Below are 16,945 nucleotides of genomic sequence, written 5' to 3'. Positions count from 1 at the left end.
GAAAAACACGGCATCGCCGAGACGCTTACGATTCCAGTGAGAAAAGAATGAGAGATACCTCTGTGAAATTTATCTCTCATTCTATAATACATTAACTACTTGGCAATTGCGTAAAAGTAATGAGACCGTGAGACTAAATTTTTTTTCTTTTAGTAGAAGAGGAGAGGAGGCAGAGATGAAACTTGTGATCAGAAACTTGTTTACATAGAATGTTTACAGTACTTTTGTGCAAAATATATAATGCCCTACACACAAGCAGGACAAACAGCTAAAGAAAAATGAGAATAACACAAGTGAGAGACGATGGCAAAGTCAATACGATGCGTACGTTGAAGATTGAGCGGCTCGTAGAGCAGATGAAAAAGGAAACTAAAGCACAGCCGGTCTCTAATATGAGAGAAGTCCTGCCTTATATGCTTCCCGGTGATAAAAATGATTATATAGAAAAAGTACCGAAGATACTTCCGGCTGCTGTTTTTGTCAGGGAAAACGGAGTGATGGCAATGTCTGAATATAATGGAATCGTTATGCTTCAGGTCAACGGATTGTCCGGACATATGGAAGCTGATGAGGTGAAGGAGCGTGTGAAGGAATTGCCGCAAACTTATCTTGCTTTTATTGGTTCTTCCGGAAAGTCTGTAAAAATATGGGTTCGTTTTACGTATCCCGATAATCGTCTGCCTGATAATCGCGAACAGGCGGAAGTCTTTCATGCGCATGCTTATCGTCTGGCTGTGAAATATTATCAGCCCCAACTTCCGTTTGACATCGAACTGAGAGAACCTTCGCTGGAACAGTATTGCCGTCTGACTTTCGATCCGGAATTGTATTTCAATCCCGAAGCGATGCCTGTTTACCTGAAGCAACCCGCCTCTCTGCCGGGGGAAACTACCTATCGGGAACAAGTACAGGCGGAAGTTTCTCCTTTACAGCGGCTTGTGCCGGGATATGATAGTTACGAAGCGCTTTCTGTTCTTTTTGAGGCGGCATTTGCCCGGGCATTGGATGAACAAAAGGGATACCGTCCGGGCGATGATATACACTCATTGCTTATTTGCCTGGCTGAGCAGTGTTTTCGTGCCGGCATTCCACAGGAAGATACCGTGCGATGGGCGCGTGGTCATTACCGTTTGCCGAAAGATGAATTTTTGATTCGTGAGACAGTGAAAAACGTGTATAATACGTGCGGGGGATTTGCCGATAAAAGTAGTTTGTTGCCGGAGCAATTGTTCGTCATGCAGACGGATGAGTTTATGAAACGCCGCTATGAGTTTCGGTTCAACCAGCTGACTTCGTGCGTGGAGTATCGTGAACGGAACAGTTTCAACTTTTATTTTCGTCCGATAGATAAGCGGGTGATGGCAAGTATTACGATGAATGCTATGTATGAGGGCATCAAACTTTGGGATAAGGATGTAGTTCGATATCTGAATTCCGATCATGTTCCCGTTTATCACCCTGTCGAGGAGTTTCTTTATGATCTTCCCCGCTGGGATGGTAAAGACCATATCCGTGACTTGGCCGAAAGAGTTCCCTGTGATAATCCTCATTGGGGACAACTGTTTCGTCGTTGGTTTCTCAGTACAGTGGCGCATTGGCGTGGAGTTGACAAAAATCATGCGAACAGTACTTCACCTATTTTAATTGGTCCGCAGGCATATCGTAAGTCCACCTTTTGCCGTCTGATTCTGCCTCCGTGTTTGCAGGCGTATTATACGGACAGCATTGACTTTGGCCGTAAAAGGGATGCCGAATTGTATCTGAATCGTTTTCTTCTCATTAATATGGATGAGTTTGATCAGATAGGAGTCAACCAACAGTCATTCCTTAAACATATTCTGCAAAAACCGGTTGTTAATACCCGCCGTCCGAATGCGTCAGCTGTGGAATCACTCCGCCGATATGCTTCTTTTATCGGAACGAGTAATCATAAAGACTTGCTGACAGACACTTCCGGCAGTCGCCGTTTTATCGGTGTCGAAGTGACGGGAGTGATTGATGTGGTGCGCCCCATTGATTATGAGCAGCTTTATGCACAAGCAATGACGGCACTTTATAAAAATGAACGATATTGGTTTGATGCAGAAGAGGAAGCTATTATGACGGAATCTAATCAGGAGTTTGAGCAATCTCCTGCAATTGAGCAATTGTTTCAGGTGTATTATCGGGCGGCAGGCGACGAAGAGGAAGGGGAGTGGCTGCTCGCTGCAGACTTGTTACAACGAATACAGAAGGCTAGTAAAATGAAGTTTTCACCTCGGCAAGTATCTTATTTTGGGCGTATTTTGCAGAAGTTGGGAGTGAAGTCGTACCGGAGATCTCATGGGGTTTATTATCATGTGGTGCCCATGCACTCTGATAATGAATAGTATTTGTGTGGAATGGGCTAATCATTGGTCAAGAAGGCGTCTATTGTATAATTCGTATTAATTATTGAAAGAAACCTTCAACTGTTAGACAGTTTTATTGTATCTTTGCAGCCTTAACTTATTTTATTTCAAATAATGAAGGAATTTTTGCAACTGATGCGACGCTTTGTGTCGCCTTATAAGAAGTATATCGGATGGGCTATTTTGCTGAATATCTTGTCAGCTGTATTCAATGTGTTTTCATTTACTTTGTTAATCCCGATTCTGGATATTCTGTTTAAAACAGGAGAAAACAATAAGGTATATGAGTACATGGAATGGGGAACTGCCGGTTTTAAAGATGTTGCAATAAACAATTTCTATTATTATGTTTCGCAGATGATTCAGGATAATGGTCCTACTACAGCTTTGATTTTTCTGGGACTGTTTCTGGCTTTGATGACTTTGTTTAAAACTTCCTGTTATTTTGCATCTTCAGCCGTAATGATTCCGTTGCGTACAGGAGTTGTCAGGGATATCCGTATTATGGTATATGCGAAGGTGATGCGTTTGCCGATGGGCTTTTTCTCAGAGGAGAGAAAAGGAGATATTATAGCTCGTATGAGTGGTGATGTGGGAGAGGTAGAGAACTCTATTACCAGTTCCTTGGATATGCTGATAAAGAGCCCTATCATGATTATATTGTATTTTATAACATTGATTGCTACCAGCTGGAAGTTAACTCTTTTCACTGTGCTGGTATTGCCGGCTATGGGTTGGCTGATGGGCAAGGTCGGAAGAAAACTAAAGCGCCAGTCATTGGAGGCACAAGGTAAGTGGAGCGATACAATGTCTCAACTGGAAGAGACATTGGGTGGTTTGCGTATTATCAAAGCGTTTATAGCAGAGGACAGAATGATAAATCGTTTTACGAGGTGCAGTAATGAGCTTCGTGATGCGGTCAACAGAGTGGCTATGCGGCAAGCCTTGGCTCACCCGATGAGTGAATTCTTGGGAACAATCCTGATTGTATCTGTGTTATGGTTTGGTGGCGCTTTGATTTTGGGACATAATTCTTCATTGACTGCACCGACGTTTATATTTTACATGGTTATTTTGTATAGCGTGATAAATCCGTTGAAGGACTTTGCCAAGGCTGGTTACAATATTCCGAAAGGGCTTGCTTCTATGGAACGTGTAGACAAAATCTTAAAGGCTGAGAACAACATTAAGGAAATTCCTAATCCGAAGCCATTGACTGGAATGAATGATCGGATTGAGTTTAAAGATATAAGCTTTAGCTATGATGGTAAAAGAGAGGTGTTGAAGCATGTGAATCTGACAGTGCCAAAGGGTAAGACTGTGGCCCTGGTGGGACAGTCAGGCTCAGGAAAATCAACGCTTGTCGACTTGTTGCCACGTTATCATGATGTGCAGGAAGGAGATATCACCATCGATGGTACAAGTATTAAAGATGTGCGTATTGCCGATTTACGAAGTTTGATCGGTAATGTGAATCAAGAAGCCATTCTTTTTAATGATACATTTTTCAATAATATTGCTTTTGGCGTAGAAAATGCAACTATGGAGCAGGTTATAGAAGCTGCTAAGATTGCCAATGCCCATGATTTTATTATGGAAAAGCCGGAAGGATATAATACGAATATTGGTGACCGTGGCGGCAAACTTTCCGGTGGTCAGAGACAACGTGTTAGTATCGCCCGTGCTATTCTGAAGAATCCTCCCATTCTGATTCTGGATGAGGCTACTTCTGCATTGGATACTGAATCTGAACGTTTGGTGCAGGAGGCGCTGGAGAGACTGATGAAGACGCGTACCACGATTGCGATCGCCCACCGTCTTTCTACGATCAAAAATGCCGATGAGATTTGCGTGCTTTATGAAGGGGAAATTGTAGAGCGCGGACGTCATGAGGAATTATTGGAATTAAATGGTTATTATAAAAGGCTGAACGATATGCAAGCATTATAGAAGTTGTGGCTGCAAAATTGCAGTATTTCACAATAGACAAACATAAACTAGACTTTATTCGTAATGATTTTACTAAGTTTTGACATTGAGGAATTCGATGTACCCAGGGAACATCAGGTGGATATATCAATGGAAGAGCAAATCAAGGTTTCTGTAGAGGGAACTAACAGAATCTTGGACTGCTTGAAGCGGAATCAAGTGAAAGCTACTTTTTTCTGTACGGCGAACTTTGCTCTTCATGCTCCTGATATAATAAAGCGTATTCAAGCGGAAGGGCATGAGATTGCTTCTCATGGCTTCTATCACTGGACCTTTAAAGTGGAGGATTTAAAGACATCAAAAGATCAGTTAGAGGAAATTATCGGAACCAAAGTGTATGGCTATCGACAGGCACGAATGATGCCGGTGTCTGAAAAGGCTATTCATGATGCTGGATATGTGTATAATTCTTCTTTAAATCCGACATTTATTCCGGGGAGGTATATGCGGCTTTCCACTCCCCGTACTCCTTTCATAAAAGATAGTGTAATCCAAATGCCGGCGTCAGTTACTCCTCTGCTACGCTTCCCTTTATTTTGGCTTTCATGTCATAATTTGCCCGCTTCGCTTTATCGTTGGCTGTGTAAATATACTCATCGACATGATGGATATTTTGTAACATACTTTCATCCGTGGGAGTTTTATCCGTTAAATGAACATCCGGAGTGGAAACTGCCATTTATTATACGAAATCATGCGGGAGAAGGAATGGAAAAAAGACTGGATGCTTTCATCCTATATTTTAGGAAACAGAATATTACTTTGGGTCGTTTTATGGATTATATAAAACAAAGCAAGGCTATAATAAAATGAAAAATATAATAAGATTTATATTAATGTTAGTGCAAAATCCTATTGTATTAGCAATCTTGTGGTTGGGGGTAGCTGTCAGGGGATTTTGGGTCAGCTGGGCAGAAGGACTTGCAAATAACTATTTGATATTTTCGCGTTCATTTTTTCATGCTTTGGAGCAGACATCTTTATATGTAGAATATCCCAAAGAATATTTTGATCTATTTCTATATGGCATCCCTTTTACTTTGTTAATTGCTCCTTTTTCAATCATGCCAACCATGGTGGGTTCTGCTTTGTGGAGTTTGTTTAATGCTCTCTTATTGTACTTTGCTATAAAGAAGTTAGAATTTGAAAGATGGAAAACTGCCATTATCATATGGTTGTCATATAATGGCTTATATTTAGCTGTTGTTACTCAGCAATATAATGCGGCAGTAGCCGCTCTCATTCTTTTCACTTTTATTCTTGTAGAGAGAAAAAAAGATTTCTGGGCGGCGTTGATGATTGTTTTAGGCACATTAACCAAGATTTATGGGGTTGTAGGGTTAGCTTTCTTCCTTTTCTCTAAAAGGAAATTATATTTTCTGTGGGGAATTCTGTTTTGGGGATTAGTTCTATTTGTAGTTCCAATGTTTTATAGTTCTCCACAGTATGTATTTGATTCTTATAAAGAATGGGTTAGTATTCTTTTAGTTAAGGATGATGTTAATGAGTTGAGCTTTTATCAGAATATCTCTTTATTAGGAATGGTTCGAAAGATCACTCATGCTGTTGAATATAGTGATATGTGGCTGATAATTCCTGGAATTGTTTTATTCTTATTACCTTATTTTCGTATTGGACAATATGAGAATAGAAATTTTCGGCTTTCGTTTTTGGCATCAGTCTTGTTATTTATGGTCTTGTTTAGTACGGGAACGGAAGAATGTGGATATGTGGGAGCTTTGATTGGTGTGGGTATATGGTATGTAAGTACGCCAACGTATAAAAAAACGTTTGTGCTGAATACATGCTTGTTGCTATTCTGTTTTGTGTTGACGGCAGCGTCTTCAAGCAGTATCCTTTTTTCGAAACATTTCAGAACCGAATATATAACTTCATTTGCACTTAAAGCTCTCCCGTGTACTATTATTTGGTTTAAAATTATCTGGGAACAATTAACTCAGGACTATGCATCAAGAACTCCAACTCCTTTTTTACATAAAAAAGATAATGAACGCATTGACATCGTATTGCCCTGTTATAATCCTTATGAAGGATGGGAGCAGCAACTGATTGAAAAACATAAAGAGTTGGAAGCGATGCTGGACGGGTATGACATTCGCTTTATCGTAGTAAATGATGGCTCCAAACGCGGATTTACGGAAGAAGCCGTACTTCGTTTGACAAATAACTTACCCAGCACTATCATTGTAGACAATAAGACAAATCAAGGGAAAGGGGCTGCTGTTCGTGATGGTATAGCATATTCTGATTCAGAGCTGGCTCTTTATACAGATTATGATTTTCCATATAAGATTGAGTCTGTTTGTCAGGTGATTAAATATCTTGAGGCGGGATATGATGTAGTTGTAGCAAATCGTAATCATACGTATTATTCGCAACTTTCTACCCGCAGAAAGCTGGCGAGCCATGCTTCACGTTTCTTGAACTTTATGCTGTTAGGGCTGACCCACACAGATACACAAGGGGGATTGAAAGGTTTTAACCGTAAGGGAAAAGCTTTTCTTGCGTCCACACGTATTAAACAGTTCTTGTTTGATACGGAGTTTATCTATAAAGCCTCTCTTGATGATACCACTTTCATCAAAGAGGTTCCTGTAGATTTAAGAAGTGAGGTGATGTTGCCTGATATGAAAAAGGGAGTATTTGTAAATGAACTAAAAAACTTATTGATGATATGTTGGAGAGGTTGAAAGGATATGTGCAGAATCCGGTCTTTCTATTCATCTTGTGGATGGGGGTAGGACTGGCTTGTAGTTTGTCATTGATGATAAAGGGGACGTATAGCAATTATGTTATATTTAGCCAGTCTTTTTGGCATGCAATATCTTCTTCTCCTTTATATGTAGAATATCTTCAGGAACAAAAGGATTTCTTTCTGTATGGTATTTCTTTCACTGCATTGATTTCTCCTTTTGCGGCTCTTCCCAGACCGTTGGGGATGGTTCTTTGGTGCATGGTGAATTGTGGTTTCCTTTATTATGCTATCAGCAAGTTAGATTTGAAAAAGTGGCAATTTGCTGTTGTTATATTAGTTTCTGTAAATGACGTTTTTACAGCGGTTTTGTCTCAGCAATATAGCATAGGTATTACGGCTATGATTATTTTTGCGTATGTATTGATTGAGAAAGAAAAGGATTTATGGGCTGCTTTGATGGTTGTATTTGGGGTTATGACTAAGCTTTATGGAGTGGTAGGATTGGCTTTTTTCTTATTTTCCAAGCATAAAATGAGGTTTGTAGCTAGCTTGCTCTTTTGGGGGGTGGTTGTTTTTCTGTTACCAATGCTGTATGCTTCTCCTGAGTATGTAGTCCATTCTTATAAGGAATGGTTTGATGTACTTATTTATAAAAATGAGTTGAACCAATTTAAAATTAATCAGAATATATCTTTGTTGGGTATGCTGCATCGGATAACAGGAGCCTCTTTTAGTGATTTATGGATTATTATTCCGGGAATGCTATTGTTTGCTCTTCCATATTTACGTATCCGGCAATATCAAAATGAATCTTTCAGGTTCTTATTTTTATCTTCTGCACTTTTGTTTATGGTACTGTTCAGCACCGGAACAGAAACTTATGGCTATCTGACTGCTATGGTTGCGGTTGGAATCTGGTATGTGAAAACTCCGACACAGGTTACTACGCCGAGGCTAAACTTGTTTTTACTTATATTCTGCATTCTGCTGACTTCTTTGTCTACTACCGATCTTTTTCCTAGATTCATAAGAATGGATTATGTGAAGCCTTATGCTTTGAAAGCTTTGCCTTGTACGTTAATCTGGTTAAAAATAGTGTGGGAACAATTGACTCAGAACTTCGCGTGTTCGTCGGAGAAAATAGAGACTTCTTAACTAAACAATAAAACTAAAACTACTAACTAATGGAAATTATTAAATCTGTTTTTCATTCAAAGAGTAAACGTTATCAGTTTATTCGTTATTGCACGGTGGGATCGTTAGCAGCCGGCATACATTATGGGGTTTATTTTGTATTGCAGGAATATGAGCTGGTGAATCTGAATATTGCGTATACAATTGGTTACGCAACAAGTTTTATCTGTAATTTCTTTATGACTTCCTATTTTACCTTCCGCAGTAATCCTTCTCTCAAGAAAGCTTTGGGATTTGGAGGAAGCCATCTTGTGAATTACTTGATACATATGGGATTGTTCAACCTGTTCCTGTCTCTGGATGTAAATCAGGAAATAGCTCCATTATTCGTATTGGCTGTTGCTGTACCTGTTAACTTCGTAATGCTCCGTTTTGTGTTCAAACATAAGAAAGAACAAGTGGCTAACAATTTATAATCGTATTATTATCTTTTTTTGTTTGAAACCTTCTTAGAGCACTTATGAAGATTTGCTAGAGTATCAGCTTCCTTTTCCTGGGCTACTCGATTATTGATCGCTAAAGTAAATTCTGTTATTCGTCGACAGTTCATTTTAGGATTAATGTATTGTTGGAGGATTTTTCTGAGAAAATGGAAGTGGACATTTTTATGTTTATCACTGATTATGGGTGAATAATGCTCTTTGTTGCCGAAGCTGTACATTATGAGTAGTAAAGCTAGTTCGTGCTCGGATAATTGCGAACAAAGTATATGTAGATAGAATGTTCTTTCTTTAATTCTATTAGTATCGTCAGTTTCTGCCTCTTCGCCTGTATAGATATACTGTATAATCATACAAAGGCTTCGGTAAAAAGGTACCAGGCGATGCCGATGTCCGTCAAAGTATTTGATGGCTTTCTCTTTATAGTCGCAAAGCATATATATACTTATTCTGTCTTCACGTTTTTTTTCTTTCTGATTTAATATTGCATCTTGTAGGTTTAATAATTCATCATTAAGCTCAAGAATACTTTGAATGCCATTTTTACAATGCTTGCACATTTCTGGAATGTCAACTTGTAATCGTTCGATAGAACTGCGGCTTGCGCCGTCTATAAAAAGATAATAAGCAAGGTAAAGCTCCCATATCTCTTTTCGATTTCCTTCATATAAATCGGCTTTCTTTACATAGTATAAGATTGCTTTGAACTCATAAAACATGAAATGGAAGGCTTGCTTTCCTTCTCCTACTCCATTTATTTTGCACATGCACTCTTGCTGTGACCATAAATCAATGAAATGAAATAATTTGCTTTCAAATCTGTCCTTGATAATATCTTTATGTTGTATGTTATTCCAGTTTTCTTGAGTCTTATTTGCTCTGTATTGCACCATGAACGCGTTGTAAGTAAGAAAAATGGCTGAAATAGTTAAAAAAGGAGCTGATAATCCATTAATGGTGTCTCCTAAAGTTCCAGGAATACCCAGCTCAATGATAGAGAACTGTGAAAGAAAGTATGGCATGGCTAGGGCAAGTGCACACCATATTACTATAATAGTAACCAACCAATATTTACAGAGGAAAGCCTTTATGCTAGACAAAATATCTTTGAGCGAATAAGAATCGTTTTGTGTTTTCTTCGTCATAGTCTTGATCGTTTTTTCGTAAACTATTAATATGTATATATCCCTGTGAATGAATATACTGTCCGTTGGCAATATGAATACCAATATGGCGTACCCCGGATATGGGATTTTCAGGGACATGTATGCCAAAAAATAACAAGTCACCTGGTCGGAGGTTTGATAAATCTTCTTTTACTTCTAAACGTTTTCCTAGTTGTGCTTGTTGATATGAGTCTCGTGGTATTAAACCTCCGTTCAATAAAAAACATAATCTTACAAATCCACTGCAATCCATTCCTTTTGCAGAAGTACCTCCCCAAATATAGGGAATCCCCATTAAGGAATGAGCAGTTGCTAGTATATGGGGGGCATCAAGCTGATTTTGTTTTTTCCATTCATCTTCTTTTTGAGAGATGGCAATTGGTACATATGCTTGTCTTTTATCTGGATATTCTACTTTATAAAAAGCATCTGTTTCTTTGAGAAGTCGTAAGCGATTTCCGGAGACAAGATCTGAAACGCATTGAGAATAAATGTCAGGTTGTGTGTAAGAGAAGCCATAGTGGGCTGTTATGATGATTTTAGATGAATTTGTCCATTGCTCATCGGAGGCCAAGGAGGCTATAGCTCTAGGATGTACCCATCCTTCATTTTCATCATTTTCCAGTTTGATTTTAATCCATTTCCGGCGCTCCAATATAATGGCTTTCATTCCTAATAAACCTTGCGTCAACATTTCTGAGGATGAATCTTCCGCTTGGTGCACATTACAGACTGAAAAAGTTATAATACCGGTATCTTGCATAGGCAATTACAATTTTATTAGCACCGCAATATAATAAAAAATAAAATGAGAATGCTTTTTTACTATTATTTTCTGCCAAAGTCTGCCGGAATTTCTCCCCACTCCTTGGTTTCCCATTTAATGATACGGGTAGTGTAAGTGTTCTCTTTGAGCCACTTCTCTGCCCGCTCTATCACTTTAAACAGTTCTTCAGTTTCCTCATTCCGGGGAAGTTTGGTTTTGCATTTCTTCTGTCGTACCCAGCTGATAGCATTCACGCTGTCACTGTAAATGGGCATATCGAACCCTTTCTGTTTCAATAATGCCAGCCCGTGTACGATTGCCAGAAACTCTCCGATGTTATTGGTGCCTTTCATCGGACCGAAATGAAAGATTTCCTGACGGCTTGCCACGTGCACTCCCCGATATTCCATCGGACCGGGGTTGCCACTGCAGGCCGCGTCAACCGCCAGACTATTATCAATTACAGAAGCAGGCAGAGTGTCGGAACCGGTTCGGGCAGCTTCCGATTTCTTCTTCGCATTTTTACCAATGTAGGCGTAAGGCGAGGAAGTCAGTGCACGTTCCGCCTCTTCGCGAGTGTCGAACGATTTATATTTTGCACCTTCATAACCCTTGATCTGGAGCTGGCAATCTGTCCAGGAAGTATATACTCCCGGTGTCACTCCTTCCCATACTACGTAGAACTTTTCTTTAGCCATTTTCTGATAATGAATGATTATGTCAATAGCATTGACGGCGCGAAGGTACAAATATATTCCGGAATCGAACAAGTTGGCGGAGATGCTTGTTCTAATTTATAAGGAGTTTAAGAAAATAAAATTAAGAAAGGAGCTATTATGGAAAGAACTTTTAGTGAAGCTTTGAAGAATCGTCGGAGTTATTATTCAATTACCGGCCAGTCACCTGTTACGGATCAGGAAATTGAATGCATTGTCAATCTGGCAGTCAGACATGTGCCGTCGGCATTCAATTCACAATCTACCCGTGTGGTGCTTCTTCTTGGCAAAGCTCATAAAAAGTTATGGAATATCGTAAAAGATGCGTTGAGGAAGATTGTACCCGAAGCTGCTTTTGCAAAAACAGAAGAAAAGATAGACAATTCCTTTGCCTGTGGATATGGCACTGTGCTGTTCTTTGAAGATCAGACGGTAGTGAAGGGACTTCAGGAAGCTTTCCCGTCTTATCAGGAAAATTTCCCGGGATGGTCATTGCAGACTTCAGCGATGCATCAGCTGGCTGTTTGGGTGATGCTTGAAGATGTAGGCTTCGGTGCCTCACTGCAACATTATAACCCGTTGATTGATGATGAAGTGCGCCGTGCATGGAATTTGCCCGCACATTGGCACCTGATAGCAGAAATGCCATTTGGAGTACCTGTCAATCAGCCGGGAGAAAAAGAATTTCAACCACTGGAAGAACGGATAAAAGTCTTTAAATAATGAAGAACGATGAATGAAGAATGAAGAATTTAGAGTGATGGCAACCAAAATTCTTCATTCTTCATTCTTCATTCTTCATTAAATGATTAATTTTGTGAGCAAAATTAATCATTTATGGTTCGTATCTTCCTTACCGGCTATATGGGTGCCGGAAAAACAACATTAGGCAAGGCTTTCGCCCGCAAATTGAATATTCCGTTCATTGACCTGGACTGGTATATCGAAGAACGTTTTCATAAGACCGTCGGAGAACTGTTTACAGAACGGGGGGAGGCCGGATTTCGTGAAATAGAAAGAAATATGCTTCACGAGGTGGCTGAGTTTGAGAATGTCGTTATCTCTACAGGCGGGGGAGCTCCTTGCTTTTTTGATAATATGGAGTTTATGAACCGGACAGGAAAAACCGTTTTCCTGAATGTTCATCCCGATGTGCTGTTCAGGCGTTTGCGTATTGCCAAACAGCAACGTCCCATTCTTCAGGGGAGACAAGACGATGAACTGATGGATTTCATTATTCAGGCACTTGAAAAACGTGCACCTTTTTATAGGCAGGCACAATATATTTTTGATGCGGACGAACTGGAAGATCGCCGGCAGATTGAGACATCTGTACAACGCCTGCAAGAACTGCTGAAAATATAAAAGAGACCGGTTATATAGACCGATTGAAAGAAATAATATCCAATTAATTGGCAGCCTGTAGATAAATCTGTATTTTTGCCATCCAATTATTTACTAAAAACACTGAATAATAGAAAATGAGAAAGTGGCGTATTGAAGATTCTGAAGAACTCTACAACATTACTGGTTGGGGTACTTCGTACTTTAGTATCAATGACGCAGGTCATGTTGTTGTTACACCGCGGAGAGATGGAGTGACCGTCGACCTGAAGGAGCTGGTTGACGAGTTACAATTGCGGGATGTGGCGTCTCCCATGTTGTTGCGTTTCCCGGATATTCTGGACAACCGTATTGAAAAGATGTCTTCCTGTTTTAAGCAGGCGGCGGAAGAGTACGGTTATAAAGCTGAGAACTTTATCATCTACCCGATTAAGGTTAATCAGATGCGGCCTGTGGTCGAAGAGATTATCAGCCACGGAAAGAAGTTCAATCTCGGACTGGAAGCCGGTTCCAAACCGGAACTTCATGCTGTGATTGCCGTTAATACGGATTCTGACTCATTGATTGTGTGCAACGGATATAAAGACGAAAGTTATATTGAATTGGCATTGCTTGCCCAGAAGATGGGCAAACGAATCTTCCTTGTAGTAGAGAAGATGAATGAGCTGAAACTGATAGCCAAAATGGCGAAACAGCTGAATGTGCAGCCCAATATCGGTATTCGTATCAAACTGGCTTCTTCCGGTAGCGGAAAATGGGAAGAGTCGGGAGGTGATGCCAGCAAGTTCGGATTGACTTCCAGCGAATTGCTCGAAGCACTTGACTTCATGGAAAGCAAAGGCTTGAAAGATTGTCTGAAACTGATTCATTTTCATATCGGCAGTCAGGTGACGAAGATTCGTCGTATTAAAACTGCCTTGCGTGAGGCCTCTCAATTTTACGTGCAACTTCATTCTATGGGCTTCAATGTGGAGTTTGTGGACATTGGCGGCGGACTGGGTGTCGACTATGACGGAACCCGTTCATCCAATAGTGAAGGGAGTGTGAACTATTCCATTCAGGAATATGTGAATGACTCTATTTCTACGTTGGTAGATGTCAGTGACAAGAATGGTATCCCACATCCGAATATTATTACCGAAAGTGGACGGGCATTGACGGCACATCACTCTGTGCTGATTTTCGAGGTGCTCGAAACAGCGACCCTGCCGGAATGGGATGATGAGGAAGAAATCGCTCCGGATGCGCATGAACTTGTGCAGGAACTATATGGTATTTGGGATACTTTGAACCAGAACAAGATGTTGGAAGCATGGCATGATGCACAACAGATTCGGGAAGAAGCTCTCGACTTGTTCAGTCATGGTATTGTAGATTTAAAGACACGTGCTCAGATTGAACGTCTGTATTGGTCAATTACACGGGAGATTAATCAGATTGCCGGAGGTTTGAAACATGCCCCGGATGAATTCCGCGGATTGTCTAAACTGCTGGCGGATAAATATTTCTGTAACTTCTCATTGTTTCAGTCATTGCCCGACTCCTGGGCGATTGATCAGATATTTCCGATTATGCCTATTCAGCGGCTGGATGAGAAACCGGAGCGTTCGGCTACCTTGCAGGATATCACCTGCGATTCGGACGGTAAGATTGCAAACTTCATTTCTACCCGTAATGTGGCTCATTATCTGCCTGTTCATAGCCTGAAAAAAAACGAGCCTTATTATCTGGCTGTTTTCTTAGTCGGAGCTTATCAGGAGATTTTGGGAGATATGCATAATCTGTTTGGTGATACGAATGCCGTTCATGTCTCTGTGAATGAAAAAGGATACAGTATCGAACAGATCATTGACGGTGAAACTGTAGCGGAAGTGTTGGACTACGTGCAGTATAATCCGAAGAAACTGGTACGTACCCTTGAAACATGGGTGACAAAATCTGTAAAAGAAGGAAAGATATCATTGGAAGAAGGCAAAGAGTTCTTGTCCAATTATCGTTCGGGACTTTACGGATATACTTATTTGGAATAGATAATTAGGCACGGATTGCACGGATTTCACGGTAGCTTCGCATGATTGTATAGTTGCTTTGTGTTTTTACACAACTAAAACCGTGAAATCCGTGTAATCCGTGCCTAAAATAAGAATAAAAATGAGAGAAAAACTAACTGTAATTAAGGTGGGTGGAAAAATCGTAGAAGAGGAAGCCACCCTTCTTCAGTTGTTGAATGACTTTGCCGCGATCAGCGGACATAAAGTGCTGGTTCACGGCGGCGGTCGCTCGGCAACAAAGATTGCCGCACAACTAGGTATTGAAAGCAAAATGGTAAATGGCCGTCGTATTACCGATGCGGAAACATTGAAAGTGGTAACGATGGTGTATGGCGGTCTGGTAAACAAGAATATCGTTGCCGGGCTGCAGGCCCGTGGAGTGAACGCTCTTGGACTGACCGGGGCGGATATGAATGTGATCCGATCGGTGAAGCGTCCGGTGAAAGAGGTTGATTATGGTTTCGTGGGCGATGTGGAGAAGGTAGATGCTTCTTTGCTGGCTGATCTGATTCATAAAGGAGTGGTACCCGTGATGGCACCGTTGACACACGATGGTCAAGGTAATATGCTGAATACAAATGCGGATACCATTGCCGGAGAGACGGCAAAGGCTTTGTCGGCGCTGTTTGACGTGACGTTGGTGTACTGTTTTGAGAAGAAAGGGGTACTGCGTGACGAGAATGACGATGATAGCGTGATTCCTGAGATTACCCGTGCCGAATTCGAACAATACGTAGCCGATGGCGTTATTCAAGGCGGTATGATTCCGAAGTTGGAGAACTCTTTTGAAGCAATTAATGCAGGAGTTACGGAAGTTGTAATTACCTTAGCATCAGCAATTAAGAACAACGAAGGAACGCGGATAAAAAAATAATTCAAAAAAAAGTAATGGGCATCTGTAACTTTTCGTATCCTAGCCCGTCATTATTATAGAGATGCAAGAAATCAGCTTCCGAAACGATATTTTGCCATTGAAGGACAAACTCTTTCGACTGGCGCTCAGAATAACCCTGGATAGGGCAGAAGCCGAGGATGTCGTTCAGGACACCATGATAAGAGTGTGGAACAAGCGTGATGAGTGGTCGCAATTTGAATCGGTTGAAGCCTACTGCCTGATTGTAACAAAGAATCTGGCAATAGACCGGAGCCAAAAGAAAGAAGCTCAGAACGTGGAAATCACTCCTGAAATGGAGGAAGAACCTGATGCAAATAGTCCGTATGACCAGTTGGTTCATGATGAAAAAATGAACATTATCAACAGACTGGTGAACGAGCTTCCCGAAAAACAGCGGCTTATCATGCAACTGAGGGACATTGAAGGTGAAAGCTATAAGAAGATTGCAACCCTTCTGAATCTGACAGAGGAACAAGTTAAAGTGAATCTTTTCAGGGCCAGACAAAAGGTAAAACAAAGGTATTTAGAAATTGACGAATATGGATTATAAGGATATAGAACAGCTCCTTGAGCGATACTGGCAATGCGAAACTTCTGTTGAGGAGGAATCTGTGTTGCGTGACTTCTTCTCTAGGGAAGACGTACCTGCTCATTTGCTCCGCTATAAGAACTTGTTTGTATATCAGCAGGTTCAGCAGGAAGTAGGACTGGGCGAAGACTTTGACGCACGTATTCTGGCACAGGTGGAGACTCCGGTAGTGAAGGCAAAGCGTCTGACACTGACAGGCAGATTTATTCCTCTGTTCAAAGCTGCTGCCGTGATTGCAATTATCCTTTCTTTAGGAAATGTGGCACAACATTCATTTTCCGGAGATGAAGGAAGAGTCTTGGCAACGGATACCATTGGTAAACAAGTGACCGCACCGTCGGTAGCTCTGTCAAATGAGCTGAAGGCAGATCAGGCACTGGCTGATAGCCTCGCGAAGATCAATAAGGTGCAGGTTATGAAAGAATAGACATTTTCATTTGCTTTAAACATATAATATAGTTAGTGTGCTTTAATTAAAACAACATCGAAAGCGAAACTGTGAAGTTTTCAATTCTCTCAAATTTTTATAATGAAACTAACTAAATAAATGGGCTACCGCGAGATGCAGTAGCCCTTTTATGTTTTGGGGATGTTTCTTGGATTTAATTGGATCAATCCGAAAAACCGGCTGTTTTTCAGTTTGTTTCTTTTTGTGCGGAAAAGAATATATTTAGGCACGGATTACACGG

The 16,945-nt window shown here is 40.7% G+C and carries 15 protein-coding genes; 12 read left to right on the top strand and 3 right to left on the bottom strand.

What is annotated here, in order from left to right:
- The first annotated feature begins 278 nt into the window (after positions 1-278).
- The 6 genes from HMPREF2794_RS00185 to HMPREF2794_RS00160 all read left to right on the top strand — a co-directional run bounded on the left by HMPREF2794_RS00185 (position 279) and on the right by HMPREF2794_RS00160 (position 8,705).
- Positions 279-2,369, top strand: coding sequence for a virulence-associated E family protein (locus HMPREF2794_RS00185; protein WP_010536122.1), 2,091 nt, complete (start codon positions 279-281; stop codon positions 2,367-2,369).
- A 135-nt stretch (positions 2,370-2,504) separates the two neighbouring features.
- A complete protein-coding gene (locus HMPREF2794_RS00180) occupies positions 2,505-4,340 on the top strand; it encodes an ABC transporter ATP-binding protein (protein ID WP_010536123.1) in 1,836 nt (611 codons plus the stop codon).
- A 63-nt stretch (positions 4,341-4,403) separates the two neighbouring features.
- Positions 4,404-5,192 carry a polysaccharide deacetylase family protein gene (locus HMPREF2794_RS00175; RefSeq protein WP_010536124.1) on the top strand — a complete coding sequence of 263 codons (789 nt, stop codon included), beginning with the start codon at positions 4,404-4,406 and terminating at the stop codon, positions 5,190-5,192.
- The gene (locus tag HMPREF2794_RS00170; RefSeq protein ID WP_029425206.1) at positions 5,189-7,090 is read left to right on the top strand and encodes a glycosyltransferase 87 family protein; all 1,902 of its coding nucleotides are present in this window, start codon (positions 5,189-5,191) and stop codon (positions 7,088-7,090) included. The genes HMPREF2794_RS00175 and HMPREF2794_RS00170 overlap by 4 nt, the downstream gene beginning before the upstream one ends.
- The gene (locus tag HMPREF2794_RS00165) at positions 7,075-8,250 is read left to right on the top strand and encodes a glycosyltransferase family 87 protein (protein ID WP_010536126.1); all 1,176 of its coding nucleotides are present in this window, start codon (positions 7,075-7,077) and stop codon (positions 8,248-8,250) included. Before HMPREF2794_RS00170 ends, HMPREF2794_RS00165 begins: the two co-directional genes overlap by 16 nt.
- Positions 8,251-8,279: 29 nt before the next feature.
- Positions 8,280-8,705 (top strand): GtrA family protein, encoded by a 426-nt coding sequence (locus HMPREF2794_RS00160; protein WP_010536127.1) that lies wholly within the window; start codon positions 8,280-8,282, stop codon positions 8,703-8,705.
- Positions 8,706-8,713: 8 nt separating this feature from the next.
- Here the strand turns inward: HMPREF2794_RS00160 and HMPREF2794_RS00155 are convergent, their stop codons facing one another.
- The 3 genes from HMPREF2794_RS00155 to HMPREF2794_RS00145 all read right to left on the bottom strand — a co-directional run bounded on the left by HMPREF2794_RS00155 (position 8,714) and on the right by HMPREF2794_RS00145 (position 11,359).
- Entirely contained in the window at positions 8,714-9,874 is a 1,161-nt protein-coding gene (locus tag HMPREF2794_RS00155; RefSeq protein ID WP_010536128.1) for a putative phage abortive infection protein, read from the bottom strand.
- Positions 9,822-10,658: a C40 family peptidase gene (locus HMPREF2794_RS00150; RefSeq protein WP_070750487.1), complete on the bottom strand. Its 837-nt coding sequence runs from the start codon at positions 10,656-10,658 to the stop codon at positions 9,822-9,824. Before HMPREF2794_RS00150 ends, HMPREF2794_RS00155 begins: the two co-directional genes overlap by 53 nt.
- A 65-nt stretch (positions 10,659-10,723) precedes the next feature.
- Positions 10,724-11,359, bottom strand: a complete 636-nt coding sequence (locus tag HMPREF2794_RS00145; protein WP_010536130.1) for a ribonuclease H1 domain-containing protein — start codon at positions 11,357-11,359, stop codon at positions 10,724-10,726.
- A gap of 138 nt (positions 11,360-11,497) precedes the next feature.
- On the opposite strand from HMPREF2794_RS00145, the gene HMPREF2794_RS00140 reads away from it, so the two are divergent.
- From HMPREF2794_RS00140 to HMPREF2794_RS00115, 6 genes are all read left to right on the top strand, one after another.
- The gene (locus tag HMPREF2794_RS00140; RefSeq protein WP_010536131.1) at positions 11,498-12,100 is read left to right on the top strand and encodes a nitroreductase family protein; all 603 of its coding nucleotides are present in this window, start codon (positions 11,498-11,500) and stop codon (positions 12,098-12,100) included.
- 114 nt (positions 12,101-12,214) lie between these two features.
- Positions 12,215-12,742: a shikimate kinase gene (locus HMPREF2794_RS00135; protein WP_010536132.1), complete on the top strand. Its 528-nt coding sequence runs from the start codon at positions 12,215-12,217 to the stop codon at positions 12,740-12,742.
- A gap of 116 nt (positions 12,743-12,858) precedes the next feature.
- Positions 12,859-14,751 (top strand): biosynthetic arginine decarboxylase, encoded by a 1,893-nt coding sequence (gene speA, locus HMPREF2794_RS00130; protein WP_010536133.1) that lies wholly within the window; start codon positions 12,859-12,861, stop codon positions 14,749-14,751.
- Positions 14,752-14,872: 121 nt separating this feature from the next.
- On the top strand, positions 14,873-15,646 hold the full coding sequence (gene argB, locus HMPREF2794_RS00125) for an acetylglutamate kinase (protein WP_010536134.1): 774 nt from the start codon (positions 14,873-14,875) through the stop codon (positions 15,644-15,646).
- A gap of 61 nt (positions 15,647-15,707) precedes the next feature.
- The gene (locus HMPREF2794_RS00120; RefSeq protein ID WP_010536135.1) at positions 15,708-16,217 is read left to right on the top strand and encodes an RNA polymerase sigma factor; all 510 of its coding nucleotides are present in this window, start codon (positions 15,708-15,710) and stop codon (positions 16,215-16,217) included.
- On the top strand, positions 16,207-16,683 hold the full coding sequence (locus HMPREF2794_RS00115) for a hypothetical protein (protein WP_070750485.1): 477 nt from the start codon (positions 16,207-16,209) through the stop codon (positions 16,681-16,683). Before HMPREF2794_RS00120 ends, HMPREF2794_RS00115 begins: the two co-directional genes overlap by 11 nt.
- Positions 16,684-16,945: the final 262 nt, after the last annotated feature.

Source organism: Bacteroides sp. HMSC067B03 (assembly GCF_001811315.1).
Classification (GTDB): Bacteria; Bacteroidota; Bacteroidia; order Bacteroidales; family Bacteroidaceae; genus Bacteroides; species Bacteroides faecis.
The sequence above is the reverse complement of the archived record's forward strand: the minus strand, read 5'-3'. Positions and strand labels throughout refer to the sequence as shown.

Coding starts and splice junctions, on each gene's coding strand:
- HMPREF2794_RS00175 (WP_010536124.1), top strand. CDS start 4,404: ATGATTTTACTAAGTTTTGACATTGAGGAATTCGATGTACCCAGGGAA.
- HMPREF2794_RS00155 (WP_010536128.1), bottom strand. CDS start 9,874: ATGACGAAGAAAACACAAAACGATTCTTATTCGCTCAAAGATATTTTG.
- HMPREF2794_RS00165 (WP_010536126.1), top strand. CDS start 7,075: ATGTTGGAGAGGTTGAAAGGATATGTGCAGAATCCGGTCTTTCTATTC.
- HMPREF2794_RS00135 (WP_010536132.1), top strand. CDS start 12,215: ATGGTTCGTATCTTCCTTACCGGCTATATGGGTGCCGGAAAAACAACA.
- HMPREF2794_RS00150 (WP_070750487.1), bottom strand. CDS start 10,658: ATGCAAGATACCGGTATTATAACTTTTTCAGTCTGTAATGTGCACCAA.
- HMPREF2794_RS00180 (WP_010536123.1), top strand. CDS start 2,505: ATGAAGGAATTTTTGCAACTGATGCGACGCTTTGTGTCGCCTTATAAG.
- HMPREF2794_RS00160 (WP_010536127.1), top strand. CDS start 8,280: ATGGAAATTATTAAATCTGTTTTTCATTCAAAGAGTAAACGTTATCAG.
- HMPREF2794_RS00120 (WP_010536135.1), top strand. CDS start 15,708: ATGCAAGAAATCAGCTTCCGAAACGATATTTTGCCATTGAAGGACAAA.
- HMPREF2794_RS00140 (WP_010536131.1), top strand. CDS start 11,498: ATGGAAAGAACTTTTAGTGAAGCTTTGAAGAATCGTCGGAGTTATTAT.
- HMPREF2794_RS00145 (WP_010536130.1), bottom strand. CDS start 11,359: ATGGCTAAAGAAAAGTTCTACGTAGTATGGGAAGGAGTGACACCGGGA.
- HMPREF2794_RS00170 (WP_029425206.1), top strand. CDS start 5,189: ATGAAAAATATAATAAGATTTATATTAATGTTAGTGCAAAATCCTATT.
- HMPREF2794_RS00185 (WP_010536122.1), top strand. CDS start 279: ATGAGAATAACACAAGTGAGAGACGATGGCAAAGTCAATACGATGCGT.
- HMPREF2794_RS00115 (WP_070750485.1), top strand. CDS start 16,207: ATGGATTATAAGGATATAGAACAGCTCCTTGAGCGATACTGGCAATGC.
- argB (WP_010536134.1), top strand. CDS start 14,873: ATGAGAGAAAAACTAACTGTAATTAAGGTGGGTGGAAAAATCGTAGAA.
- speA (WP_010536133.1), top strand. CDS start 12,859: ATGAGAAAGTGGCGTATTGAAGATTCTGAAGAACTCTACAACATTACT.